At 37.3% G+C, this 25,901-nt stretch carries 24 protein-coding genes and 1 tRNA gene; 21 read left to right on the forward strand and 4 right to left on the reverse strand.

What is annotated here, in order from left to right; genetic code table 11:
• Nucleotides 1-96 precede the first annotated feature (96 nt).
• The 4 genes from ACSSV9_RS11395 to ACSSV9_RS11410 form a co-directional block, all read right to left on the reverse strand.
• Nucleotides 97-2,304 carry a heavy metal translocating P-type ATPase gene (locus ACSSV9_RS11395; protein WP_437347384.1) on the reverse strand — a complete coding sequence of 736 codons (2,208 nt, stop codon included), beginning with the start codon at nucleotides 2,302-2,304 and terminating at the stop codon, nucleotides 97-99.
• A 1-nt stretch (nucleotide 2,305) separates the two neighbouring features.
• Nucleotides 2,306-2,509 (reverse strand): heavy-metal-associated domain-containing protein, encoded by a 204-nt coding sequence (locus ACSSV9_RS11400; protein ID WP_437347385.1) that lies wholly within the window; start codon nucleotides 2,507-2,509, stop codon nucleotides 2,306-2,308.
• A gap of 91 nt (nucleotides 2,510-2,600) precedes the next feature.
• Complete coding sequence (locus tag ACSSV9_RS11405; RefSeq protein WP_437347386.1) at nucleotides 2,601-2,906, reverse strand: hypothetical protein; 306 nt, start codon at nucleotides 2,904-2,906, stop codon at nucleotides 2,601-2,603.
• A gap of 45 nt (nucleotides 2,907-2,951) precedes the next feature.
• A complete protein-coding gene (locus ACSSV9_RS11410; RefSeq protein ID WP_437347387.1) occupies nucleotides 2,952-3,332 on the reverse strand; it encodes a hypothetical protein in 381 nt (126 codons plus the stop codon).
• A 232-nt stretch (nucleotides 3,333-3,564) separates the two neighbouring features.
• Here ACSSV9_RS11410 and ACSSV9_RS11415 point away from each other — a divergent pair, with 232 nt between their 5' ends.
• The 21 genes from ACSSV9_RS11415 to ACSSV9_RS11515 all read left to right on the forward strand — a co-directional run bounded on the left by ACSSV9_RS11415 (nucleotide 3,565) and on the right by ACSSV9_RS11515 (nucleotide 25,895).
• Nucleotides 3,565-3,876 carry an HU family DNA-binding protein gene (locus ACSSV9_RS11415; protein WP_437347388.1) on the forward strand — a complete coding sequence of 104 codons (312 nt, stop codon included), beginning with the start codon at nucleotides 3,565-3,567 and terminating at the stop codon, nucleotides 3,874-3,876.
• Complete coding sequence (locus ACSSV9_RS11420; RefSeq protein ID WP_437347389.1) at nucleotides 3,869-4,558, forward strand: tetratricopeptide repeat protein; 690 nt, start codon at nucleotides 3,869-3,871, stop codon at nucleotides 4,556-4,558. The genes ACSSV9_RS11415 and ACSSV9_RS11420 overlap by 8 nt, the downstream gene beginning before the upstream one ends.
• Nucleotides 4,559-4,682: 124 nt before the next feature.
• Nucleotides 4,683-4,758 (forward strand) — tRNA-Thr (locus ACSSV9_RS11425).
• Between the two features lie 184 nt (nucleotides 4,759-4,942).
• Nucleotides 4,943-5,392, forward strand: coding sequence for a division/cell wall cluster transcriptional repressor MraZ (gene mraZ, locus ACSSV9_RS11430; RefSeq protein ID WP_437347390.1), 450 nt, complete (start codon nucleotides 4,943-4,945; stop codon nucleotides 5,390-5,392).
• Nucleotides 5,389-6,309: a 16S rRNA (cytosine(1402)-N(4))-methyltransferase RsmH gene (gene rsmH / locus ACSSV9_RS11435; protein ID WP_437347391.1), complete on the forward strand. Its 921-nt coding sequence runs from the start codon at nucleotides 5,389-5,391 to the stop codon at nucleotides 6,307-6,309. Before mraZ ends, rsmH begins: the two co-directional genes overlap by 4 nt.
• Before the next feature lies 1 nt (nucleotide 6,310).
• Nucleotides 6,311-6,631, forward strand: coding sequence for a hypothetical protein (locus tag ACSSV9_RS11440; protein WP_437347392.1), 321 nt, complete (start codon nucleotides 6,311-6,313; stop codon nucleotides 6,629-6,631).
• Nucleotides 6,624-8,645, forward strand: a complete 2,022-nt coding sequence (locus ACSSV9_RS11445; protein WP_437347393.1) for a PASTA domain-containing penicillin-binding protein — start codon at nucleotides 6,624-6,626, stop codon at nucleotides 8,643-8,645. Before ACSSV9_RS11440 ends, ACSSV9_RS11445 begins: the two co-directional genes overlap by 8 nt.
• Nucleotide 8,646: 1 nt before the next feature.
• On the forward strand, nucleotides 8,647-10,116 hold the full coding sequence (locus tag ACSSV9_RS11450; protein ID WP_437347394.1) for a UDP-N-acetylmuramoyl-L-alanyl-D-glutamate--2,6-diaminopimelate ligase: 1,470 nt from the start codon (nucleotides 8,647-8,649) through the stop codon (nucleotides 10,114-10,116).
• A complete protein-coding gene (locus ACSSV9_RS11455) occupies nucleotides 10,113-11,522 on the forward strand; it encodes a UDP-N-acetylmuramoyl-tripeptide--D-alanyl-D-alanine ligase (protein ID WP_437347395.1) in 1,410 nt (469 codons plus the stop codon). Before ACSSV9_RS11450 ends, ACSSV9_RS11455 begins: the two co-directional genes overlap by 4 nt.
• Nucleotides 11,522-12,631 carry a phospho-N-acetylmuramoyl-pentapeptide-transferase gene (gene mraY / locus ACSSV9_RS11460; protein WP_437347396.1) on the forward strand — a complete coding sequence of 370 codons (1,110 nt, stop codon included), beginning with the start codon at nucleotides 11,522-11,524 and terminating at the stop codon, nucleotides 12,629-12,631. Before ACSSV9_RS11455 ends, mraY begins: the two co-directional genes overlap by 1 nt.
• The gene (gene murD, locus ACSSV9_RS11465; RefSeq protein WP_437347397.1) at nucleotides 12,631-13,977 is read left to right on the forward strand and encodes a UDP-N-acetylmuramoyl-L-alanine--D-glutamate ligase; all 1,347 of its coding nucleotides are present in this window, start codon (nucleotides 12,631-12,633) and stop codon (nucleotides 13,975-13,977) included. Before mraY ends, murD begins: the two co-directional genes overlap by 1 nt.
• Nucleotides 13,978-15,090 carry an FtsW/RodA/SpoVE family cell cycle protein gene (locus ACSSV9_RS11470; protein WP_437347398.1) on the forward strand — a complete coding sequence of 371 codons (1,113 nt, stop codon included), beginning with the start codon at nucleotides 13,978-13,980 and terminating at the stop codon, nucleotides 15,088-15,090.
• Nucleotides 15,087-16,190, forward strand: a complete 1,104-nt coding sequence (murG, locus tag ACSSV9_RS11475; protein WP_437347399.1) for an undecaprenyldiphospho-muramoylpentapeptide beta-N-acetylglucosaminyltransferase — start codon at nucleotides 15,087-15,089, stop codon at nucleotides 16,188-16,190. Before ACSSV9_RS11470 ends, murG begins: the two co-directional genes overlap by 4 nt.
• Before the next feature lie 15 nt (nucleotides 16,191-16,205).
• Nucleotides 16,206-17,585, forward strand: coding sequence for a UDP-N-acetylmuramate--L-alanine ligase (gene murC / locus ACSSV9_RS11480; RefSeq protein WP_437347581.1), 1,380 nt, complete (start codon nucleotides 16,206-16,208; stop codon nucleotides 17,583-17,585).
• Nucleotides 17,582-18,355 (forward strand): cell division protein FtsQ/DivIB, encoded by a 774-nt coding sequence (locus ACSSV9_RS11485; RefSeq protein WP_437347400.1) that lies wholly within the window; start codon nucleotides 17,582-17,584, stop codon nucleotides 18,353-18,355. Before murC ends, ACSSV9_RS11485 begins: the two co-directional genes overlap by 4 nt.
• Complete coding sequence (ftsA, locus tag ACSSV9_RS11490) at nucleotides 18,352-19,593, forward strand: cell division protein FtsA (RefSeq protein ID WP_437347401.1); 1,242 nt, start codon at nucleotides 18,352-18,354, stop codon at nucleotides 19,591-19,593. Before ACSSV9_RS11485 ends, ftsA begins: the two co-directional genes overlap by 4 nt.
• Nucleotides 19,594-19,616: 23 nt before the next feature.
• Entirely contained in the window at nucleotides 19,617-20,924 is a 1,308-nt protein-coding gene (gene ftsZ, locus ACSSV9_RS11495; RefSeq protein WP_437347402.1) for a cell division protein FtsZ, read from the forward strand.
• Nucleotides 20,925-21,374: 450 nt separating this feature from the next.
• Nucleotides 21,375-22,097 (forward strand): hypothetical protein, encoded by a 723-nt coding sequence (locus tag ACSSV9_RS11500; protein WP_437347403.1) that lies wholly within the window; start codon nucleotides 21,375-21,377, stop codon nucleotides 22,095-22,097.
• Between the two features lie 11 nt (nucleotides 22,098-22,108).
• Complete coding sequence (rfbB, locus tag ACSSV9_RS11505) at nucleotides 22,109-23,128, forward strand: dTDP-glucose 4,6-dehydratase (protein WP_437347404.1); 1,020 nt, start codon at nucleotides 22,109-22,111, stop codon at nucleotides 23,126-23,128.
• Nucleotides 23,129-23,143: 15 nt separating this feature from the next.
• A complete protein-coding gene (locus ACSSV9_RS11510; protein ID WP_437347405.1) occupies nucleotides 23,144-24,343 on the forward strand; it encodes a glycosyltransferase family 4 protein in 1,200 nt (399 codons plus the stop codon).
• Between the two features lie 88 nt (nucleotides 24,344-24,431).
• Nucleotides 24,432-25,895 carry an SLBB domain-containing protein gene (locus ACSSV9_RS11515; protein ID WP_437347406.1) on the forward strand — a complete coding sequence of 488 codons (1,464 nt, stop codon included), beginning with the start codon at nucleotides 24,432-24,434 and terminating at the stop codon, nucleotides 25,893-25,895.
• Nucleotides 25,896-25,901: the final 6 nt, after the last annotated feature.

The raw sequence follows: 25,901 nt of genomic DNA on the forward strand, positions 1-25,901 counted from the left end.
ACATTCCTCACTTGGTTATAAGGGAAAAACTAATTTATAGAATTTGAACTAATTATGAAACTCAATTCTGTAAGGTATAAATTTTTTCGTGGGGTGTTAATCAAGTTTACTGTTTTTCAAACGGAGTGAATTGGTAACGACTGAGACAGAACTAAATGACATTGCAAGAGCTGCAATCATCGGATTAAGCATACCCAATGCTGCCAGCGGAATCAGTAGAGTGTTATAAATAAATGCCCAGAAGAGATTTTGTTTAATTGTTTTAATCGTAGCGCGCGACAGGTTAATTGCTTTGATGACACCCGTTAGTTTTCCTCCGGTGAGTGTAATTTGAGCCGTTTCGATTGCAATATCTGTACCTGTACCGATTGCAATACTTAAATTTGCCCGAGCCAGTGCTGGGGCGTCGTTAATGCCGTCGCCTATCATAGCCACGATTTTATTGTCGCCTTTGTTCTGATATTTCTTCACAATTTCTACTTTCTGATCGGGTAACACTTCAGCATGTATAGCATCAAATCCGATCATCCCGCCAATGTTTTCGGCTGTGGCTTTGTTATCTCCGGTTAACAAAACTGTTTTAATATTCATTTTTTTTAGAGCCGCAATCACTTCTGGAGCTTCGGGTTTTATTTTGTCTTCTATAATTATAAAACCCGCAAGTTTTCCATCAATTGCAGCACATATAATTGTATTCCCTTTTTGGGAAAGTTCATTATAAATATTTTCGTCATTGTTTGTAATTATGGAAAATTCTTTCAATAGTTTAAGATTACCAACAATTACTGGTTTGTCGTTAACTATGCCCGAAATTCCAAAACCTGTTAGACTTTTGAAAGTTTGTGGTTCATAGAGGTTTTTATTATTCGTGTATTCTGTAATTGCTTTTGCAATTGGGTGTTCTGACTTCCTTTCGAGAGATGCTGTATAAAGAAGAAGTTCTTCTTTGTCGTAATTATTCAGAGTAATAATTTCTTTGACCGAAGGTTTGCCCTCTGTAATTGTGCCGGTTTTGTCGAAAATAATTACGGATAATTTATGTGCCAGTTCAATGCTTTCGCTGTCTTTAATTAATATTCCATTCGAGGCACCTTTTCCCAAACTTACAATGATTGCCGTGGGAGTTGCCAGGCCAAGAGCACAGGGACAGGCGACAATCAGTACAGCGACGAAGTTAATCATAGCTCTACTGATCGAATGGCCGTTTGAGAAGATATACCATCCCAAGAAAGTCAATACAGCGGCGATTATTACTGCAGGCACAAAAACAGCCGCAATCTTATCGACGAGCTTTTGTATTGGCGGTTTGCTTGCCTGGGCACTTTCCACCATTTGTATAATTTTGCCCAGTATGCTGTTCTCTCCAGTTTGAGTGACTTTGAAATTGAACGTTCCGTATTTATTGATTGTGCCTCCAACAACTTTAGAACCTGCAGTTTTTTCAACTGGAAGGCTTTCGCCGGTAATCATTGATTCGTCAACCGATGAAGTGCCGGTGATAATTATTCCGTCGGCAGGAATTTTTTCGCCCGGGCGGATTACGACAATATCGCCCGACTTCAAATCCGTTATATTAACTTCTTTTTCTTCTCCGTCAATCAGAATTCTTGCGGTCTTGGGTTGTAACTCGAGTAATTTACGAATAGCCGTATTAGTTTTTCGTTTAGAGTTGTGCTCGAGTAATTTTCCCATTAAAATCAACGTAATGATTACAACCGACGTATCGAAATAGACGTGTGGTTGCCTATGGAAAAATTCGGGAAATAATATTGCGATTGTACTGTAACTGTAAGCAGCGCCGGTTCCAATAGCAACTAAAGAATTCATATCGAACGCAAAATGCTTGAGATTATTCCAGAAAGAGTAATAAAAGCGTTTCCCTGATATGAAAATAACTGGAGTGGTCAAAAGAAAAAGAATCTTCTCGGTTTGAGTTTTGTTCAACGGGAATGACTTATAAAAAAAGTCGTACTCCATTATCATACTAATTATGAAAATCGGGATTGTAAAAGCAAGGGCAAAATAAAATTCCTTCTTTAGTTCCAAATAGTATCTATCCGTTTCCTGTTCTGCAGAATTGTTTTCATTTTTCAGAGCATCAATTCGTAATTGATAGCCATATTCTTTTACTGCTTCAGCAATTTTAATTAGGTCGACTTCTTTTTCCGTTTCAAACGAAACGGATTCGGTTGCAAGATTAACGTTGACATTTTTTACGCCATCGAATTTTCCGATTATTTTCTCTACACGCGTAACGCAACTTGCGCATGTCATCCCCTCGACGGGGAGTTTATAGTTTTTCATCTCAGTTTTCAATTACTTTATATCCAGCTTCTTCGATCGCATTAATAATTTGTTCTTCAGTTACTTTTGTCTCGTCAAAAATTACTTTTGCTTTGCCGATTTCTACCTCCGCCGATTCCAGATTAAGCGAAGATAGTTCTTTCTTTACTGCCATTACACAATGCTGGCAGCTCATCCCTTCAATCTTGAATTCTTTGCTCTGCATTATTTTCTCCATTTTTATGCATTAACAGTTTTTTAATTAATTTTGTTCTTTTTCTTGGAACGAGATAGTAAATGAAAGTGGGAAAATTAAATTATTTTTTCCCTTTTGATTTAAGGTCCTTAATAATCTCAATGCGGGGATTTTCCATATTCTTATCTTTTATACCCGAATTGGTTACAAGCGGCTTATAAAACTTTTCTTCTTTTTTGATTGGGTCGCTCTTTGGCGCTGGATTCGGAGGTGGGTGAGGGAGAATCTTTTTTACTGTATAGGTTTTTGTTTCTTTAGGCTCTTCGGTTTTTGTACGTCTGTTTTTTAGGTATGATATCCCGATACTTAAAAGGGAGAGAAATAAAACTACCAGAAGTAATTTGTATATAATAGGTATTAATTCCATAACCCAAAATATACAAATTACTTCTTAAATTAAAGCGGATTATTTTTAGTCAGCGTAGTTGTTAAAGAAAACATTGTTATAGGAAGCGCTCTTATCGATAAATTTTTCATTAATAATTTCAATACGCTTTTTTGTTGAAGTAGCACGAGGACGTGGGGGGAAAGTGCTCCTTTTCTTTTCTGGCTTTTTTATCTCATCCAGACGGACTGCGGTACGTGGCCTTTCATAGTATTGTTGATAGTACGGCTTTTCTATAGATGGGTTCTGGAAATTGTATTGTTTTTGAATTAATCTATCCCTTTCCTCAACGATAGCAGGATTTTCTTGTTTTCTCAATTTAAATGTGATATAAGAGACCAGTAGCACCAGTAACATCAGACTGAAAAAGAAGATCAAGCTTGTATAAATAATCGGTAAGAGGGTCATTTCGAATTCCTTTCATTCTCTGTTTGTTTTGCAATTCAATGAACAATTCCCGTGCCATATAAAAAAGCGTAAAAAAAACTGATTTCCAGTAGAAATTGAGACTTAGTTTAAGACTTGTGTGTCACAATGAAACAAATGGGGTTAAGTAATATCTGTAAATCATTTTAGAATTGGAATTTATCGGATTATTTAATATTTTTCTGTGCTAAAAAATAGCATTAAAGGTGTTGAGATGACTAAAGCAGACATTGTAGAACGGGTTGCAAACGGTACTGGATTGACGAAACTCGAGACTGAAGCAATAATTGAAGGTTTTCTTAATACTGTAATACAGGCGCTTCAGGAAGGAAACGGCATTGAAATCAGAGGATTCGGAAGTTACAAGGTTAAAAAGAAAAAATCCCGTTACGCCCGTAATCCCCGAACAGGCGAACAGGTATTTGTAGACGAACATTATGTTCCGGTATTCAAGTTCTCGAAGGATTTTAAAGAAGCAGTTGACAGAGGCATGAAAGAAAAACAAAAAGCTAATTCGAATGAATGACGATTTGAAATGTATATCGTGCGGCAAAAAGCTGGAAAAGGATTTTGTTTATTGCCCTTATTGTGGGACTAAAACGGGAAAGTCTAAAAACGTAATAAGTAATGATATTAATTCGTCTAATGAAAAAGTACTCAGTTTTAAAAAAATAATCTATCTTGTTCTTTTGCTGATTGTTGTTGGAGGAGTAATACTTTATTCTTCCGGAGTATTCGACGAACCTGAGATTAAAGAGAGTGCATCTCAAGATTTTGAAGATGTTCATAATGGTGTTGACTTATCGAATTTACAACAAATTAATGCTCTTGAAAATGAACTTAAAGCAAATCCCGGCGACAAGGAAAAAATTCTAACCTTAGCACACATGCTCAATGATTCGGGATTTAAACAAAAAGCAATCGACTGGTATCAAGAATATTTGAAATACGATTCGTCGGATGCCGATGTGCTGGTTGATATGGGAGTTTGTTATTACGAGATGCAGAATTATACAGAAGCTGAAAAATGGATGAAAGAAGCTCTTAAATACCAACCCGATCACCAGATAGCACATCTCAATCTTGGTATCGTCAGTTTGTCAACTGGAAAGCACGACGAAGCAATTGAATGGTGGAAAAAAGCTGTCGAAATAGATCCAAATAATAATATCGGTAAAAGAGCCCAGGAATTGATTAATTCACATTAAAAAGGAGAATATATAAATGCCTTGCGGTAGAAAAAGAAAACGTCATAAAATGGCGACGCATAAACGTAAAAAAAGACTACGTAAAAATCGTCACAAAAAGAAATTAAGATAGTATTTTTTATAAGCCATCTTAGCTCAGCTGGTAGAGCAGCGCATTCGTAATGCGCGGGTCGGGGGTTCAAGTCCCCCAGATGGCTCCAATCTTTATTCCCTCATTTATCTTTCTATTTAACTACACCCCTGCTTTTCCAATAGTTAATCTGGATTATCCGCAATCACACAAAAGTGGATAATCTATTTTTTTTCGAAAAATGTCTTGACAATCCCATATAAAAACAGTTATTTTGCACCCAAGTGGTAAAAAGTGTATAAAAGTGGAGAAATATGTTTATAGGTAGCTTCACATATTCGATGGATGCAAAGGGAAGGGTAAGTATACCATCCAAGTATCGGAAGTATATAAACGAAGCTGCCAATGATACATTTGTGATGACAAGAGGAATTGTGCAATGTATCGATTTATATCCACTCGACTATTGGCGCGAAGAAGTATTGCCGCGTATAAATCAACTCGACGATTTCGATCCAGAAGAATCTGTCTTCAAAAGACTATTGTTTGAGTATGCATCGGAAGACAAGCTCGATTCGCAGGCTCGTCTGCTGATTCCAAAAAAACTAATTGAGTTCGCCGAAATCGAAAAGGACGTGCTCATACTCGGACAGAATAAAAAAATCGAAATCTGGAATCCTTCTATCTACGAAGCGCATAAGAAAGAAAATAGATTATCGTTTGCTGAAATTGCAAAACAGGTAATGTCGAATAAGAAAAAATGAATCGACACGAACCGGTTCTCCTGAAGGAGAGCGTGGAGTTATTAGTATGGAACAGAGACGGCGCTTATTTCGAAGGGACGGCTGGCTACAGTGGACATGCAGAAAAAATTTTGAGCTCATTGAGCGAAAAAGGTAGACTCGTTGCCACCGACAAAGATTTTGATGCGTTTAACCATTGCAAAAAATTGTTCGAAAACGAGTCAAGATACATCGTATACAATACATCGTTTACAAATATTGATATTATAGCAAAGATCGAGTTCATTGAAATGTTTGACGGCATCTTTTTAGATCTGGGGGTATCTTCTCTACAACTCGACGATCCCGACAAAGGTTTTACGTTCAGAGAGGATTCACCCCTTGATCTGAGGATGAATAAATCGGAAGGCATTACAGCCGCTGAATTCCTGAATACCGCTTCAGAAGAAGAATTAGCCAGTATTATTTTTAAGTACGGCGAGGAAAGAAAATCGCGACAAATTGCCAGAAAAATTGTCGAGTACAGAAATAAAAATAAGTTTGAATCTTCGAGCCAGTTGAGAAACATAATTGCTGATATCATCCCACAAAGATTTTTGAACAAAACTCTTGCGCGTGTATTTCAGGCTCTACGTATTTATGTCAATAACGAGCTGGAAGAACTCGAAATATTCCTCAACAAATCGATTGATCTTATGAAGAAGGGAGGCAGAATTGTCGTAATTAGCTTTCATTCACTCGAGGATAGAATTGTAAAAGAAAAGTTTAAATATGAAACTCTCGAGTGTGTCTGTCCGCCTCAAAGTCCAATTTGTGTTTGTGATAAAGAAGCACGGTTAAAATTGATTAATACCAAACCGATCGTACCCTCCGAAGAGGAGATTAAAAAAAATCGCAGGGCAAGAAGTGCAAAATTAAGAGCAGCCGAGAGAATTTAGTATGAGCAAATCGTCGACAGTACGCTTCCTTTTTATTGTATTTGCTTTAGCATTTTTGATTTTTCTCCACGTCGCCACGGTAAACGAAATCAAAAATATGAAACGTGAAAAAATTAACAAGACTGAATTGCTCAACGAAAAATTAAATAGCATCGAGATGAGCACAGTGGAAATTCAAAAGTTAACTTCCGAAGAAAAAATTATAAAAATCGCAAAAGATTCACTTGGAATGCAAGGCCCAATTGAAAATCTTAAAACAATACATGTGGATAAATACCAGATAGAACAGCTTGAAAAAATATTGCAAGAAAAATATGATTAATTCAAGAGCTTTGATTGTTACTGGATTTGTTTTTCTCTTTTTTCTGCTTTTACTGGCAAAACTTTTTTCGATCCAGATACTCAAAAACGAATACTACACCCTCGTTGCCGAACGCCAGCAGAACAAACCCAGAATTATTCGGGCCGAGAGAGGTACTATTAAGGACTGTAATGGCGAAGTTCTATCCTTTACGCGCGACAACGTTTCTTTCTTTGTCGATACGAGAATGATTAACGAATCTCAGATAGATACTATATCTAAGGCTTTTTCGAAAACGTTCGGCAAGCCTGTCTCTTACTACAAAAAAATTATTCGTAACGGGAAGCGCAACGTTTGTATCGAAAGAAAAGTACCAATGTCAAAAGCACTCAATCTGAAAAAGCTTGTTATAGATGGTTTCTTTTATGAAGAAGATTTCACGCGAGTTTATCCTTATGGAAATTTAGCGGCTCACATTATTGGATACGTTAATAGAGAATTGAAGGGCGTTGAAGGCATCGAAAAAGTTTACGACGAGTTTCTTGCAGGTAAAGACGGCAGGTATTTATTTGAACGAGATGTGCTGGGTAAAATAATTTCAGTTGATGAGAATCATTCCATTCCCCCAGTCCCAGGTAATAATGTGGTGTTGACAATTAATAAAACTTATCAAAAAATACTGCAGGAAGAACTTATTGCAGGAATAAAAAAATATAACGGCCATTCAGGCGTCGGTATAATAATGAATCCGAATAACGGTGCAATCCTTGCATTGGCAAACGTTCCTGACTTCGACCCAGCCAATTATAATCTTTTCTCAGCTGAAGAAAGAAGAAACCGAGCCCTTACCGACACGTATGAGCCTGGTTCGACAATAAAACCTTTTGTTCTCTCAATTTTATTTAATGAAAAACTTGCAAAAGAAAATGAATTAATTGACGTCGAAGGAGGAAAAATCACTTTTTATAAAACCAGTATAACGGACACTCATCCTCATGATATTCTTACTGTAAGAGAAGTTCTTGAACAATCGAGTAATGTTGGAGTAGCAAAATTGTCGACTCGCATATCGGACGAACTTTTTTATCGCTATCTGCGAAATTTCGGTTTTGGTAATCCTACGTATATCGAAATTTCGGGCGAAGCTGAAGGCTATTTGAAAAAGCCAAAAAGCTTTTCAAAGCTCTCCAAAGCATTTATGTCGTTCGGTTATGAATTCTCGGTAACTCCTTTGCAAATGATTACAGCATTCAGTGCTCTAATAAACGGTGGAGTCCTCTATAAACCTTATGTGGTTGAAAAAATTACGAATTCAAATGGAGAAGTCGTCAGCATTAGTGAACCGAAAAAAATAAGAAGGGTAATTGATGAAGAAGTGTCCCATAAAATTAGGGATATGATGATTGGTGTTGTAGAAAACGGCACTGCTACGGCCGCTCAACTTGATTATGTTTATGTAGGCGGCAAGACTGGCACTTCGCAGAAGCTGGTCGACGGCAAATATGTAAAAGGCAAGTATAATTCGTCTTTCATAGGTTATTTGCCGGCCGAAAATCCTCAAATTGTCTGCCTGATTTTGATCGATTCGCCTGAAATCGCAAAGTACGGCGGTCTGGTAGCTGCTCCGGTTTTTAAAAACGTTGCCAATCGTCTTCTTGAATACGATTTATCACTTGCACCAATAAGAAAAAAAATTGTAAGGAAAAAGAAATTAATTGAACAGTTGATTGCCGAAGATGTAAATACAAATGAAAGTTATTATGATAAATTTTTTAATCCAACTAACGAAAAAAAGATGCTACCTGATAAATCGATCAAAAAAAATATTCAAAAAGGTGTGATGCCCGATTTAAGAAAAATGAATTTGCGCGATGCCATAGTGATACTGAATAGACTCGGAATAAAATATAAAATTAATGGTAGTGGATATGTAGTTTCGCAAAGTATTGAGCCAGGTGAAAAACTTTCCTCCAGCTCAATATGCAATATTAAATGTCAACTAAATATCAACAGTAAAGTTCTGAATCTAAATTGAAATGAAACTAAGCGAGCTCTTAAATAACGTCCACGTTAAACAGGTAACGGGTAATGCCGAAGAGAAGGAAATTAATAATCTCTCTATCGATTCCCGGAATGTGGACAAATATACGCTCTTCTTTGCAATCAAAGGTTTTAAAACCGACGGACATAAATTTATTCAAGATGCATTGAATAAAGGTGTACAGGCGGTTGTATTGCAGGATCCCGAAGTTGTGCCCGACATGATTTTCGAACACTGCAATGCAGTTAGAATATTGGTTGAAGACAGCAGAAAAGCACTGGCCGAATTCTCCGACAGATTTTACAATAGCCCTTCAAAAAAAATAAAATTAATCGGAGTAACAGGCACTAAGGGTAAGACCACGACTGCATTTTATCTTAAATCACTTTTTAAGTTTGCTGGTTATAATGCCGGCTTAATAGGAACAATTGCGAATTATATAGGCGATGAAGAATTCAAAACAATGCTAACAACTCCACAATCTCACGAAATTAATTATTTACTCGATAGAATGGTGAAAGCAGATTGTAAATATTGTTCGATGGAAGTTTCTTCACATGCACTGGACTTACACCGTGTAGATTTTCTCGATTTCGATTACGCCATTTTTACAAATATTACTTCCGACCATATGGATTATCATTTGACTTTTGATAACTATCTCAAAGCAAAAAAAATTTTGTTTGATATGCTTCCACAGAAAGCATCGGCTGTTATAAATGCGGACGATCCGAGTGCAAATGAAATTGTGCGAAATACAAAAGCTAAAGTAGTTAGTTATGGCACATCCGAAAAAGCTGATTTCAGAATTAAGGATATAAGATATTCACTGGATGGGACTGATTTTGTAATTGTATATAAAAATAAAGAACATAGATTACACACAAAATTGATTGGCCATTTTAACGCTTACAACGCTGCAGCAGCCTTTGCAGTTGGAGTTCTGGAATCGATCGAAATCGAAAAAGTTGTCAGTGCAATCGAAAATTCTCCTCAAGTTCCGGGAAGATTTGAAGTGGTTTCTGAAGGAGAAAAGAAGGTGATCATCGATTACGCTCATACAGCTGATTCTTTGATGCAGGCATTAAAAGCTATAAGAAATATCGTGGGTTACAGTCGACCGGTCTATACAGTATTCGGATGCGGCGGCGACCGCGACCGTTCCAAACGACCGATAATGGGCAGAATTGCTTCCGAAATGAGCACTAAGGTTTTTGTTACTTCGGATAATCCACGTACCGAAAACCCTTCTGCTATTATTAATGAAATTATACACGGCATAACGAAGAGTAATTATTCAGTTATAGAAAACCGAGAAGAGGCAATTAAAGAAGCAATACAACAATCCGAAAAAAATGCCGTTATTCTGATCGCTGGCAAAGGACACGAGAATTATCAGGAAATAAACGGAGTAAGAAAACATTTTTCAGATAAAGAAACTGCAATTAAATACTTGAATTTATGAGTGGTAAAATAAAAATATCGCTGGAAGACCTGTTCGAACTTAAAGGCGCTGAAATTTTTAATCCGGACTATTATAAACCAGTAAGCACAGTTTCGATTGACACCCGAAAAATAGAAAACAAATGCGTTTATGTTGCAATTAAAGGCGAGCGATTTGACGGACACGATTTTGTAGGCGAAGCAGTAAAAAAAGGTGCCAGTGCGCTCATTGTTAATAAAAGAAAACTTAAAAAGATTTTCGAATCGAACACTTTTGATACATATCGTACCACAATTGTTTCAGTACCCGATACAGTAATAGCACTGGGTGAAATAGCCAATAAGTGGCGAAAAAAAATTGGTGCACGAGTAATTTCAATTACCGGGAGCAATGGAAAAACTACTACTAAAGATATTCTGGCATCGATTCTTTCTGAGAAATTTATTACGGTAAAAACCGAAGCAAATAACAACAACCATATCGGTGTGCCGCTTACTCTTTTGTCGGCCAATGAAAAAACCGATTTTATCGTCTTAGAGCACGGCACGAATCATTTCGGTGAAATTGAATATACCGCCAAAATTGCCGAACCCAATTTTGCATTAATTACAAATATTGGCGATTCTCATATCGAATTTTTACAAAACAGAGACATGGTTTACCTAGAAAAAGCTGCTCTACTGTATATCGCTGACAAAAATGGTGGTCTGGTTTTTATTAATAATGACGACCCCTTACTTAATAAGAATAAAAAAAATTTCAAGAATGTGATTACTTACGGTTTTCGGAATAGACCGATTGTTAAAGGTAAAATTAATGGTTATGAAAAAGACGGCAGGACTAATCTAAAAATTAATTACAAAGAGATGGAAAAAGAGTTTAAACTTTCTTTGTACGGTGAAGCAAACGCTATCAATTTTCTTTCTGCTGCGACAGTTGCATTGAATGTTGGCGTTGGTGAAAGAGAACTTGAAATAGCTTCACAAAAACTCGTACCAGCAAAAGGCAGATTAAACGTCGTAAAAATGCGTGACTTATTTTTAATAGACGACACTTATAACTCAAGTCCTGCTTCTGTTGAAGCTGCTTATAAACTTGTAAAGAAAATTAAGGGATACAATAATAAGATTTTTGTTCTTGGCGACATTTATGAACTCGGGGAAAAGTCGGCAAAAATTCATAAAGAACTTGCTGCGTTATTTAAACCAGAAAAAAATCTTTATGTCCTTACACTCGGTCATTATATGAAATACATGAGCGACGAGTTAAAGAAAAGAGGAATAAAAACCATCCACTTCAAAAATCGAGAAGAATTGTCGATTTACTTGAAGTACGAAGAACTCAAAAATTCCGTGATTCTCGTAAAAGGTTCACGGGGTATGGAGATGGAAGAATTTGTTAAAATAATAAAAGAGAGATTTGAATAATGTTTTATTACTTATTCGATTATATAAACGAAATATTCAGTCCACCGGGATTCGACGTATTCCGGTTCTTATCGTTCAGGTCGGCTTTGTCGGCAATAACGGCGCTTTTGATGTCGTTTTTGATTGCCCCGAAAATAATCAGGAAACTGAAAGAAAGTCAGATTGACCAGCCGATACGAGACGATGGACCGAAGACGCACAAAAAGAAAGCAGGAACACCTACAATGGGCGGAATTATTATTCTGCTTTCTGTTGTTGTACCTGTCTTATTATGGAGCGATATCAAAAGCCACTTTATATTGCTCGCGCTATTTGCCACTATTATTCTCGGCTTAATCGGATTTCTTGATGACTATCTTAAAGTGGTGAGAAAACTGCCGACTGGATTGATAGCACGATACAAACTAATGGGACAAATTTTTGTTGGTTTGATTGTAGGCGTGACGGTTTACTATCTGCCAGAATTTGCACAGTATAATACTCAAACTACTTTGCCGTTCTTTAAAAATCTAAATTGGGATTTTTCTTATCTGTATATACCATGGGTTATCTTTATTATTACAGCTACTTCGAACGCAGTTAATTTAACCGACGGACTCGACGGGCTGGCTATCGGCACTATGACTATTGTTATGCTTGCACTGGCAATAATTACATATGTAACAGGTAATGTAATTTATGCCGATTATCTCAATATTATCTATCTACCCGGTAGTGGAGAGTTGACCGTATTTATTGCAGCATTAATTGGAGCCGGGCTGGGATTCTTATGGTACAATTTTTACCCCGCGGACATTTTTATGGGCGATACAGGTTCACTGGCACTTGGAGGTGCGTTCGGCGTACTTATGATAATAATTAAGAAAGACCTTTTGATTCCAATACTCGGTGGTGTCTATTTCATAGAGACTATATCGGTTATTATTCAAAGACTCTATTTCAAATACACTAAAAGAAAGTACGGCGAAGGGAGACGGGTTTTCAAAATGGCTCCGATACATCATCATTTTGAGCAACTTAACTGGGCTGAACCAAAAATTGTAGTACGCTTTTATATAGCAACAATAATACTGGCAATAATAAGTTTAACATCATTCAAGATCAGGTAATGGAAATTAAGGGAAAAAAAATATCGATAATCGGTGCAGTACGGAGCGGAACAGCCGCGGCAAAGCTTGCAAAAAAAATGGGCGCTTTTCCCTTTGTTAGCGACTCAGCAAGCAAGCAATCCATTCTTAAGTCGATTTCAGTTTTGGAATCTGAAAATATTCCTTACGAAACTGAAAAACATTCGGAACGAATTTTCGATTGCGATTTTATCGTAACGAGTCCAGGCGTCCCTTCGTACTCGGGCATCTTAGCCGAGGCAAAAAGCAGAGGCATCGAAATATTTAGCGAACTCGAATTCGCAAGTTGGTTCAATAAAGGCAAAACAATTGCGATTACCGGTACAAACGGAAAAACTACTACGACGTCGCTAATGGAATACACTTTACGTCAAAATGGCTTCAAGACATATTGCGTTGGCAATATTGGCGTTCCTTTTTCGGATGTCGTTACGGAGATTGGAGAAGATGATTTCGTAGTTGTAGAAGTATCCAGCTTTCAACTTGATTACATAAAATATTTTAGACCAAAATTTTCTGTGATATTAAATATTACGCCCGATCATCTTGACAGATATAATAATGATTTTAATCTCTACGCACGCTCGAAAATGAATATTACCAGAAATCAAACTTCAGACGATTTTTTGATTTACAATGCCGATGATCCAAATACTATCAATTTTATGCCAGCTACGGATGTGAATAAATACGGCTTCTCGCTCCAGAAAGAATTATTCAAGGGTTCATATGTAAAAGAAGGAAATATGATTTATTCTGATGAAATCAGAGAAACGGTATGCGCGGTGTCTGACTTGTTTATTAAAGGTCCACACAATGTATCAAACGCGCTGGCGGTCATGACTGTAGCAAAAAAAGTTGGTATTGAAAACAAAAAGATCAAAAGTGCATTTTCATCGTTTCAGGGGGTAGAACATCGTATCGAGTTCGTGCGTGAATTTGAAGGCGTGGAATACTACAACGATTCAAAAGCAACAAACGTTGATTCGGTCTGGTATGCGCTCAACAGCTTCGATAAACCAATCTATTTAATATTGGGAGGGAAAGACAAAGGTAACGACTACAATAAAATAAAAGAGCTTGTTGCAAGGAAAGTTAAAAAAATATATGCAATCGGTTCATCAGCGAACAAAGTTTATGAATTTTTTAAAGAAACTGTTCCCGTTGATTATAAACAATCGCTGGAAAGTTGTGTTCTTTCTGCTCGAAAAGAAGCCAGTCCAGGCTCAGTCGTCCTTTTATCGCCGGCGTGTGCAAGCTTCGATATGTTCGACAATTATGAACACAGAGGCAAAGTTTTTAAAGAAGCAGTAAACAATTTAAAATAAATGAAAACACTCATAAGAATATTGATAATTCTTGTCGTAGCTCTGGTATTGCTTGGTGCAATTATGGTTTTTACTTCAAGCGACACCTACAGCATGACTAAGTATAACAATTATTACTCGATGTTCAAGTCCCATATTATAAAGGTAATACTGGCTCTCTTTGCAATTGTTTTATTTTCATTTATACCCTATGATCTATATCGTAAGTACAGCAAACAAATGATGTTGTCCGGGCTTATTTTATTGATTGCCACATTAATATTTGCTCCTAAAGTCAAAGGTGCAGCAAGATGGCTCGACCTCGGCTTTTTTAGTTTCCAGCCTTCGGAAGCAGTAAAAATTTTGTTGATAATTCACTTATCGGTCTTGATAGAAAGAAAAGGAGAATTGATTGCTAATTTCAGAAGAGGTTTTGTTTATGCTCTAATCTGGATTGGGCTTGTATGCGGATTGATTATTCTTCAGCCAAACGTAAGTACTAGTTTGATAATTGCCTTTACTTCTTTCGTGTTGCTATATGTAGGTGGTGCGAGTTTCAGACATATTGCGGGAATCTTGTCGATAGGGATCTTCTTTGTGGGTTCGGCGGTGATATTGTACAAACATTCTCGCGAGCGCCTTTTTGATTATGTGAATAGTCTTATGACAGGCAGCGATATAAATATTCAGGTTATGCAAGCTAAGATTGCACTTGGCAGCGGTGGATTGAAGGGTTTGGGATTCGGACGCAGTCGCCAGAGCGACCTCTTTTTACCTGAATCTTATGGCGATTTTATCTTTTCAATCATAGGTGAGGAAACAGGATTCATCGGGACAGCTTTAATATTGTTCACATACTTCACACTTTTTATCATCTGTCTGGTCATAGCCAAGAAAGCGCAGGATAAATTTGGGCAGTTGCTCGTGTTCGGATTGGGATTCAATATTCTAATTAGCGCTTTTATTAATGCTGCGGTTGTTACCGGATTGTTTCCGACTACTGGCATTACGCTTCCTTTCGTTAGCTTTGGAGGCACCTCTGTGGTTTTTATGGGTATATCGATAGGAATCATAATTAACATTGCATATCAAACGATGCAAACGGAAAAATTAAAACTGGCTCAAGTAGGATGAAGAAATCGAATCCATATCGTTTTGCATTTGCAGCTGGCGGCACAGGCGGGCATCTTTATCCAGCCATCGCCGTTGCTCAGCATATAAAAAAAATCCTGCCAGAGTCTGAAATCCTTTTCTTTGGTAACAAAAATAAAATAGAATCGAAAGTCGTTCCCCAATACGGTTTCGAATTCAGGGATATCTGGATAAGCGGATTTTATCGAAAATTTGATTTAAGAAATTTAATGTTCCCTGTAAAACTTGCAATTTCGTCTTTACAATCTCTTCTGATTATGATGCAATTTAAACCACGCGTTACAATTGGATGTGGTGCTTATGTATCTGGACCTGTTATCTGGGCAGCTTCTGTAATTGGTTCGAAAATTATTTTGCTCGAACAAAATAGCTATCCGGGCATTACGAATCGATTGCTCGAAAGAATGGCAGATGAAATTCATGTGGCGTTCGAGGAAAGTAGAAAATATTTCCGTCGTAATGAGAAAATTTATGTAACGGGAAATCCCATACGAATTGATTTGAAAGAAATTGATAAATACGAAGCGGCAAAAAAATTTGGTTTGAATCCTGCTAAAAAAACAGTGTTGATAATCGGAGGTAGTCTGGGCGCAAAATCGATCAATGATTCAATTGCACAGATTGCTGATTTAATTGAAAAAAATGACCTGCAGGTAATATGGCAGACAGGAAAACTTTACTATGACGAGTACAAAAAATATAACACAAAACAAATAATAGTTTTACCATTTATTGATGATATGCAGGCAGCTTATTCGGCTTCCGATTTGGTAATTACAAGGGCGGGTGCAACCACGATTGCTGAGCTTTCTGCATTAGGAAAAGCTGCTATTCTTGTGCCCTCTCCCAATGTGGCTGCCAATCACCAGTATTTTAACGCTCTTACGTTGGCTGAATCAAATGCCGCAGTTCTTATTGAGGACAAAAATTTATTAGCAGAATTGAAAAATAAAATTATTGAATTAATCAACGACGAAAAAAAATTGGAAAAATTATCCGACACCATAAAAACATTTTCAAAACCCGAAGCTGCCTTAGTGATAGCTCAAAAGGCAATCAGTATGGCAGAACAGATTAATTAAGGAGCAGACTTTATGATGATGAAAACAGTAAAAAACATACACTTTGTAGGCATCGGCGGAATTGGAATGAGTGGCATAGCAGAAATATTGTTGAATCAGGGATTTAATATAACTGGCTCGGATTTGAATAAGACTGAAATTACCGATAGGCTGGAAGCACTGGGAATAAAAATTTATGAAGGCCATCACCCCTCAAATATTGAAGGAGCTGATGTAGTAGTCTATTCCTCGGCGGTCAATAAAGATAATCCAGAAGTAAGTGCGGCTATTGAAAAGAAGATTCCAGTTATAAAACGCTCTGAAATGCTTGCCGAATGCATGAGAATGAAGTATGGAATTGGTATTGCCGGTACACACGGCAAGACTACAACAACATCGATGGTCGGACTTACATTGACGGAAGCCGGAATCGACCCGACAATTATTGTCGGCGGGAAATTAAGCAGTCTCGGAGGCACAAATGCACGACTGGGTAATGGTGAATTCATTGTAGTTGAAGCCGACGAATTTGATAGAACTTTTTTGATGTTGACACCTGTTATAGCTGCAATCACCACGCTCGAAAAAGAACATCTCGATACATACAAAGATCTGGACGACATTAAATCGGCATTTGTCGAGTTCGCCAATAAAGTTCCGTTCTTCGGCTTTGTTGTGCTCTGCCTTGACGAACCAGCCCTGCAAGATATAATACCATTAATAAAGAAAAAAATATTTACCTACGGGCTTTCGCCTCAAGCCGATGTACAGGCGATAGATATTACACATAAAGAGAGTTCCTCTGAATACACCGTTGTTTACAAAGGGGAAACCTTAGGCAGGGTTAAATTAAATGTCCCCGGCGTTCACAATATCAAGAATTCTCTTGTGGCAATTACAATTGCAAAAGAACTTGGAGTGCCTTTCGATACAATTAAAAAAGCCTTAAGTGATTTCACGGGAGTTTATCGCCGCTTCGAGAAAAAGTACGACAATGATGTTATGGTTATTGACGATTATGGGCATCATCCGACTGAAATAAATGTTACTCTCGACGGTATTCGTAAAGGCTGGAAAAGAAGAGTGGTTGCTGTATTTCAGCCTCATCTTTATTCGAGAACGCGAGATTTTTATCTGGAATTCGGCAGGTCCTTTTTGAATTCCGATGTTTTTATTTGTACCGATGTTTATCCTGCCAGGGAAGAACCGATCGAAGGAGTTTCCGGTCTTCTGATTGCCGAAGCTGCTAAAAAGTTCGGTCATAAAAATGTGATTTACGAAGCCGATAAAAACAAGATACCAGAAATTCTAAAATCGATTTATAAAAAAGGCGACATAATTATTACACTCGGTGCCGGCGACATCTGGAAATACGGTGAAAAATTTGTGGAATACTTAAAATCAAAAAGTAAATGAAAACAAAAGAATACATAGCGGGATTAGTATTCTTATTGCTGCTAATTTCAATTATCGGATATTTCGCAGTGACTATCCGGAAAGAAAATTACAAAATTGATTTGATTACTATTGAAGGAAACAATCACCTTTCTAAAGAAATGTACTTGAAATTTGCGAATCTACTGATCAGAAGGAATTTTAGAGAACTTACATTGCAAATAATTAAAGATCGGATTGAAAAACATCCTTATGTAAAATATGCGGACGTCAGTTTTATAAGCAACGGAAAAGTTAATATAGTTTTGCATGAAAAGAATTTCGATGCGATATTGATTGAAAATCAAAAGCAATATTTGATTACGGATAACCTTGAAGCGGTACCTTTGCTGGAAGGTACAGAACGCGTCGATTATCCTGTTATTACAAATCCTTATCTCGAAAGTAAAATAAAGCCGTTTCTTAATTTGAAAAGAAATTATGATGTACTGACCGCTTCAAAAATATTGAGCGGGATAAAGCTCATCAACCCCGAATTATATAGCAATCTATCGGTTGTCGACATGAGAAAAGGGGGAGATGTGGTAATGACTTTTTCGTTGTTCGATTATCCCGTTATATTCGGCAGGGATGACGAAGCGAGAAAGATAGTTTATTTCAACGCACTCTGGAATTATCTGAAAGGGAATGAAGCAAATAATTTAATTGAATACATCGATTTGAGATATCATAATCATATTTATTTCGGCTTTGCCGCAGATAGTATAATATCGGGAGAAGATCAAACATGAAAAGAAATATTATAGCTGGACTCGATCTGGGTACTACGAAAGTATGTGCAGTTATTGCCGAGCATGCAGAAGATAACATTAACATACTCGGATTCGGTGTTGCTCCATCAGAAGGATTGAATCGCGGGCTGGTTGCAAACATCTCTAAGACCGCCGAAGCAATTAGCGAGGCGATGAACATTGCCATTAACAGGGCTGGCTTGAGCGTTGAAGAGATTAACGTTGGAGTTGCAGGCGAACACGTAACAAGTTTAAGGCATCGTAACTATGTGACAATTAACAATCCTGAGAGGGAAATTACCGAAGAAGATTTGAATCGTCTTAAATCCGATGTACACACAATAAGAATTCCTTCGGACAGACAAATACTGCACATTATTCCTGAAGAATTCTTTGTCGATTATCAGGGTGGAATCGAAGACCCAATTGGAATGTGTGGCTCGAGGCTCGAGGCAGTTAATCATGTAGTGTTGGCTTCAGTGCCGGCTATTCAAAATATTAAAAAGTCAGTAGAACGTGCCGGTTATAAAATTAAAGAGTTAATTCTACAGCCGATTGCTTCAAGCTTATCGGTGCTGGAAGAAAACGAGAAAGATCTCGGTGTCTTGTTAATCGATATTGGTGGCGGTACAACCGACCTGGCTGTTTTTCATCGCAAAGCTATTAAACATACTAAAGTTATTGGCGTGGCGGGAAATCAGGTCACAAATGATATAAGAGAAACACTCGGTATTGTAACGGCAGACGCCGAAAAATTGAAAAAAGAATACGGCTACGCTCTGGAAAGTGCAATAATTAAAGATGAGGATATTTATATAAAAGGTGTCGGAGCGCGTGGCAATATCAAAATTCCATTAACTCTTCTGACACAAATTATCAGCGTTAGAATGCGTGAACTATTCATGCTGATCGATAATGAATTACGCCAGACTGGATTGAAAAATAAAATTAAAGCTGGAGTGGTATTAACAGGCGGTGGTTCACTTCTCAGAGGAACAACAGAGCTGGCTGAAGAGGTTTTTGGATTGCCTGCGAGAATTGGTGTGCCGCTTGATTTGGGCACAGGCCTATCCGGCGAAATTGAAAGTCCGGAATTTGCCACTGCCGCTGGATTGATTAAAGGTATGCCTGGTAAGTCGGTTACCGAATTCTCCGATTCCAGAGATCTACGAAAAGAAAAGAATCCTATTAAAATAAATCTGTTCAAAAAGATACAGGAATTTTTTGAAAATTTATAAATATACCACAACAAGGAGGAATTATGACCGATTATACTGACGGAAAAAAAGAACGACTCAAATTTGTAACTCTCGACAGGGAAGATTCACAAAATTTGTCTGCCGTTCTGAAAGTGGTTGGTATTGGCGGTGGTGGGTGCAATGCAATCGACAGCATGATTCACCGCGGATTAACCGGCGTCGAATTCGTGGCTATCAATACAGACGCCCAGGTACTTAAGAACAGCCTGGCTCATCATAAAATCCAGATTGGTACAAACGTTACGCGTGGACTCGGTGCTGGAGCCGACCCTAACGTAGGTAAAAAAGCAGCCGAAGAAGACCGAGAAAAAATTACACGCATTCTCGATGGCAGCGATATGGTGTTCGTAACGGCAGGAATGGGCGGTGGAACCGGTACAGGAGGAGCTCCAATTGTTGCTTCGATTGCTAAGAGTCTTGGCGCACTGGTAGTAGGTATCGTTACAAAGCCTTTCAACTGGGAAGGCAAAAAGAGAATGAAAAATGCAGAAGATGGAATTAAGGAACTTAAGCAATATGTAGACAGCCTTATTGTAATTCCAAACAGCCGAATCCTCAGTATAATTGACACTGCCACGGCAGCAAGAGCTGCATTCGATAAGCCTAATGAAATACTCTACGAAGCTACACGTGGAATTGCAGACATTATCACAATGACCGGTATTATCAATGTCGACTTTGCAGACGTGAGAACAGTCATGCGCGATAGCGGTCATGCATTAATGGGATGCGGAATTGCAAGCGGTGAAAACAGAGCAATCGAAGCTGCACAAAAAGCTATTTCGTCGCCTCTGCTCGAAGGAGTTTCGATTAAAGGAGCTAAAAACATTCTCCTGAACGTTTCAGGCTCGTCAAATATGACCATGCAGGAGGTAGAAGCGGGAAATAACATTATCTTTGAAGCAGCGGGTGAAGAAGCAAATGTTATTTTCGGCATCGTCAATAAAGAAGATATGAACGATTATATTTCTTATACTGTAATCGCTACTGGATTTGGCGACGACCTCGAAACGAACGGAATAGGAAGTTTTAGAAGGGATGGTAAAAACTCCGGAAAAGACAAAAAGTCCGTTCCATCTTTCGGAGGATTTTCAAAAGAAAAAATCATTTTAAACGAAGCTAACATCAATGAACAGGATCTTAATATTCCAACAATTTCTCGTGTTCGTGGCGATATGAAACTCTTTCCAGAAAATGATATCGATGAAATTCAATCCGGATTCAAAACAAAAAATAAGGATTACTACGACGAAAGAAAAAATAATGACGACGAAGATTCCTCTTCGTTCTTAAGAAAAATAATGGATTAAAAAAGAATAATATGGCCGGATTTGATTATCCTTGTTGTGGTGACGAGAGTGATCCAATTAATCAGTCCGGCCTTATTAATCCTATTCAGGAAAATCTTTCCAATTACTGAAGTAATTCTTTACTACAACTGTTTGATTAAAAAAGTACGATTTATCGGGTGTTTAGATATAAAGCTATAATTTTTATTATCTACTTCCTTATTCAGTAATTTTAGCAAATGAAGATATTGGTACATCATTAATAAAGAAAGCAAGCTTCGGATATTTAAGCAGCCATTTTTCATTTACGACGAGGGAAGTTTGCAATTTTCGATTACCTATCAACACAGAATATTCTTGATAAAAAATCTCATGAGGGAATTGTGAGTAATCTCCAGGTTATCAATTCCTCGTTTTTAAGTTTGATTAATAATTTCTTATTTTGACATAAACAATTCGGAAAGTATTAATATGAAGAGAATTTTATTTTTATTGATAGTATCGTATACACTTCTGTCGGCTCAGGAAAATGCTGAAATCGGATGGGTAGCACGTTTCGGATTAGCCGGCGGAATTAACCCTGTATATTTGTTCCCCAATGTCGAGCCCTTGAACTCTCAGATACAAAGTATCGGGTTGAGTGGATTGTCTGAAAACGGTATGATTGCATGGGGCGGTAGTGGTTATGCTTATATAATGTTTGTGGAAAATCTCCGAATAGGTGGTGTTGGTTTAAGCGGCTCGATGAATACATCAGGCAAAGTAGGCGAGTTCGATAAAGAAGTAAGATACGGCTACGGACTGGGTGGTCTAACCATTGAATACACTTTCCCGTCTGTCCATCGCATCGCAATTTCTGTTGGAGGCATTATTGGTATGACTTCAACCGAAATTGAAATCTATCAATCGAGTATGAACTATAACTGGGAAAATTTATGGCAGAAGGGAAATAATAAAACTCAGGAAGTAAGCGATAAATTGTCTAAAACTTCTTATCTCATTGCACCAACTATAAATTTTGACATTCCAATTAATCGATTTATTGCCTTCAGAGTAGGAGCGGGCTATAGTTTCAATTTTGGAGGCGAGTGGGAAATTAATAATGGTAAAAATATAGAGGGTGTTCCTTCGGATTTGAATTCAAATACATTCTTTATTCAAACAGGAATTTATTTCGGTTTCTTTTCTTACTGAGAGGGTAAAAGATGAGCTTAAAGTCTATTCTTGTAACTGGCGGTGCGGGCTTCATTGGAAGTAATTTTATTAACAATCTATTGCCAGAACATGACGATTGGTTTGTCGTTAACCTCGATAAACTAACTTATGCCGGGAATCTGGAAAATCTGAAACCAGTTGAGAACAACAAGAATTATACTTTCGTAAAAGGAGACATTACAAACAGAGAGCTGGTCGATTATCTTTTTAAAAAGTATCGTATCAAATTTGTAATCAATTTTGCCGCCGAATCTCATGTCGACAGAAGTATCCTTGGTTCGGAAATTTTTTACAGAACAAATGTAATCGGAACAAATATACTGCTGGAAGCTGCAAGAAGGTATGGTGTAGAAAAATTTTTGCAAATCTCGACCGACGAAGTATACGGAAGTTTGGGCTCAGAAGGATTATTCACAGAATCGACACCTCTATCGCCAAATAGTCCTTATTCGTCAAGCAAAGCTGCGGCCGATATGATGGCACTGGCATTTCATCACACGTATGGACTTCCGGTTGTAATAACGAGATGTTCTAACAATTACGGTCCATATCAATTCCCTGAAAAATTAATACCGTTGATGATAATCAATGCTCTTAATAATAAAAAACTTCCGGTTTATGGCGATGGTTTGAATGTGAGGGACTGGATTCATGTGTATGATCACAACAGAGCTGTCGAAACCGTTTTTGAAAAAGGGAAAGCTGGTGAAGTTTATAATATCGGTGCAAGTAGAGAAATGAAAAACATCGAAATTGTCAAACTGATACTAAAAAAATTGAATAAATCAGAAGACCTCATTGAATACGTAAAAGACAGACCGGGGCATGACCGCCGTTATGCTATCGATTCTTCAAAAATCCAGAATGAACTTGGCTGGAAACCAAAACTTAAGTTTGAAACTGCACTGGATGAAACTATCGAATGGTATATCAATAATAAAAGCTGGTGGGAAAGGGTTATTTCGGGCGAATATAAAAAATATTATAAGACACAGTACGGCAGGGACTAATTATATTCTTAGGAGATGAAGATATTACTCTGCAATAAAAATTATTACCATTGCGGAGGCGTCGAAACTCTCTTCTTATCAACAGAAAAATTACTCAATGACAAAGGGCATACCGCAATTCCATTTAGTTTAAAATCGACTGTTAATTACAATTCTGAATATTTGCAATACTTTCCATCACGTCCTGAAAACAGATTACTGAGGGCTTTAGATTCTTTTTATTCATTTAATTCGATATATGCGCTTAAAAAAGTAATTGATAAGTTTAAGCCAGAGATTGCTCACGTTCATAATATAAACGGTGGACTAACATTTTCAATTCTGCCTGTTTTGAAGGGACACAAAATTCCAGTTGTCACTACAATACACGGCTTCAAATATTTATGTCCTGTCTGGGAATTTTATAACAGAAAAAAGGGCGTCTGCGAAAAATGCGCAGGAGGAAAATATTATCATTGCATATTGAACAGTTGCTCGAATGAAGGCCTGACAAGAAGTATTTTACTGGCAGTAGATAGTTATTTTCGTGACCTGTTTCTTAATTTCAGAAGGTATTTTAATTACTTCATTTTTGTGAGCAATTTTACGAGAAACAAATTTCTTAGTCTATTTCCCGACTTAGAAAAAAAATCGGAAGTACTGTACAATTTTACTGATGAAATTGAAAACAGAATTACGAAGACAGTGAGGCGGGATTTTTTGTTTATCGGAAGAATTGAATATAACAAAGGAGTCGACTTACTGGTCGAGGCATTCAGGCGCTTGAATTCTTTTAAATTGATTATAGCGGGTGAGGGTAGGCTTCTTGATACATTAAGACTTACATCCAGTAAGAATGTAACGTTTTTAGGCAACCTTTCGAGAAAGGAAATTAAAGATGCAATAAAACAATCATATTTTGTAGTTATATCATCGAGAACATACGAAAATAATCCATATGCTGTTATTGAAGCTTTTGCGGCTGGTAGACCTGTAATTGCACCAGCTCTGGGTGGAATCCCTGAAATAGTTGAAAATGGGGAAAATGGTTTTCTTTACCTACCAAATAATATCGATTCGTTGGTTGGTTCACTTAAAAGTGCTTATAGCCTTGACGAGGAAAAATATCTCGATATGTGTAGCCGTGCTCTTCATACAGCAAGAAATAAATTTAATCGAACTCTGCATTATGAAAAGTTGATAAACATATACGAAAAAGTATTAAAAGAATATTAGACTAAGAAATATTTGTTTGGGTGGTCTAAAAGTTCTATTTTTTGGTTCAACATCCAGAAAATATTATTAAATTAATTGGCATTAGAAAATGAGAATAAACATAAGATATCTCGTCCTTCAATTATTTTTATTGTCATCAATAATATCTGCGCAGCAAAACGATAATAATACGACAAATAGTGACAAGTCGACCTTATTCACACAGCCAATAACTGTTACTATCGGTGGTAATTTTATTGTAAACGGTTCTTTTACTGCTTTGTCGGTACAAAGGCTCGATCATTTTATTACGAATCTATTTATTGAGTCGCAGCGAGAGGCATTAGCTTCGCTTACGCAGCTAGAAACAATTAATATAGTAAAGAAGCAATTGGAGAGCTATCCTTTGCGGGGAATTAAATTAATGAGGGCAGACCGAAGTGAAATGATTATTGATTTATTGAAATTCAGATTGACCGGAGACTTTAAATACAACCCTTATCTTAAAGATGACGATGTAATTATTTTCCCCGATTACGACGAAGAAAAAGATTTTGTCGACATTTCTGGGGCAGTAAACAAGCCGATCAAGTTTCAATATGTGGAAGGTGACCGTTTATCCGATGCGATTTTGTTTGCTGGTGGAATTAGTAAATCATACGAAAATGTTAGTAGAGCTGAAATTTATCGACTTTCGGCGGACGGTTTGAATGAAGAAATTATTCAAACAAATATTTCGGATGATATTGAACTCAGAAGAGGTGATCGTATTAAAATAATTGCCGAAGAGAATAAGCGACATGATTATAAAGCCCTTGTTCTTGGAGAAGTGAAGAATCCCGGATATGTTTATCTAACTGCCGAAGGATTGCCTGTCTATGAAGTAATTAAGCGAGCCGGAGGCTTTACTGTTAACGCAGATTTATATAGAGCAGAAGTACTTAGGAATGACGCACCGGAAAGTATCTTGAGGAAAAATCAGCTGTCAAGAGATTTTGTTGAAAGTAACGATAATTTACTCCTGCCCGAAACACAATTTCAACTTGAACAGAAGAAAAAACTACTGGAAATGATGCGTCTTGCCAATCTAACAGAGGAAGATACACTATTCTTTAATATCGATAACCAACTTCGGGTTTTGGAAAGTGAATCGCTGGTAGACTTTACAAAGATTGAGAATCCAGAATCCGAAGAAAGTAAATTTTTGGTTAAAGACGGTGATGTGATTTTGGTTCCCTCGAAATTCGAATACGTTTATGTATTCGGGCAAGTTGCTAAAGCAGGGTACTTTAAGTATGTCCCTGATATGAACTATAAATATTACATCGAAAAAGCTGGGGGTCTAGCCGAAACAGCAAAAGGCGATGACCACGTTGTTGTTATTAAAGGGAAAGGAAAAAATTGGGTTACAAAAGAAATAGAAAAGTTGAAGATTGAACCTGGTGATTATATCTATGTGCCGAAAGACATACCAAGGACCACATGGTTTTATGTAGCAAGAACAGGAGCCGTGTTGAGCATAATAGGGAGTATAACGACTATTATAATATTGATTTTACAAATTACTAAATAAATTTTG

Origin of the sequence: Melioribacter sulfuriphilus (assembly GCF_051488685.1) — a bacterium.
In the GTDB taxonomy this organism is placed as follows: domain Bacteria; phylum Bacteroidota; class Ignavibacteria; order Ignavibacteriales; family Melioribacteraceae; genus Melioribacter.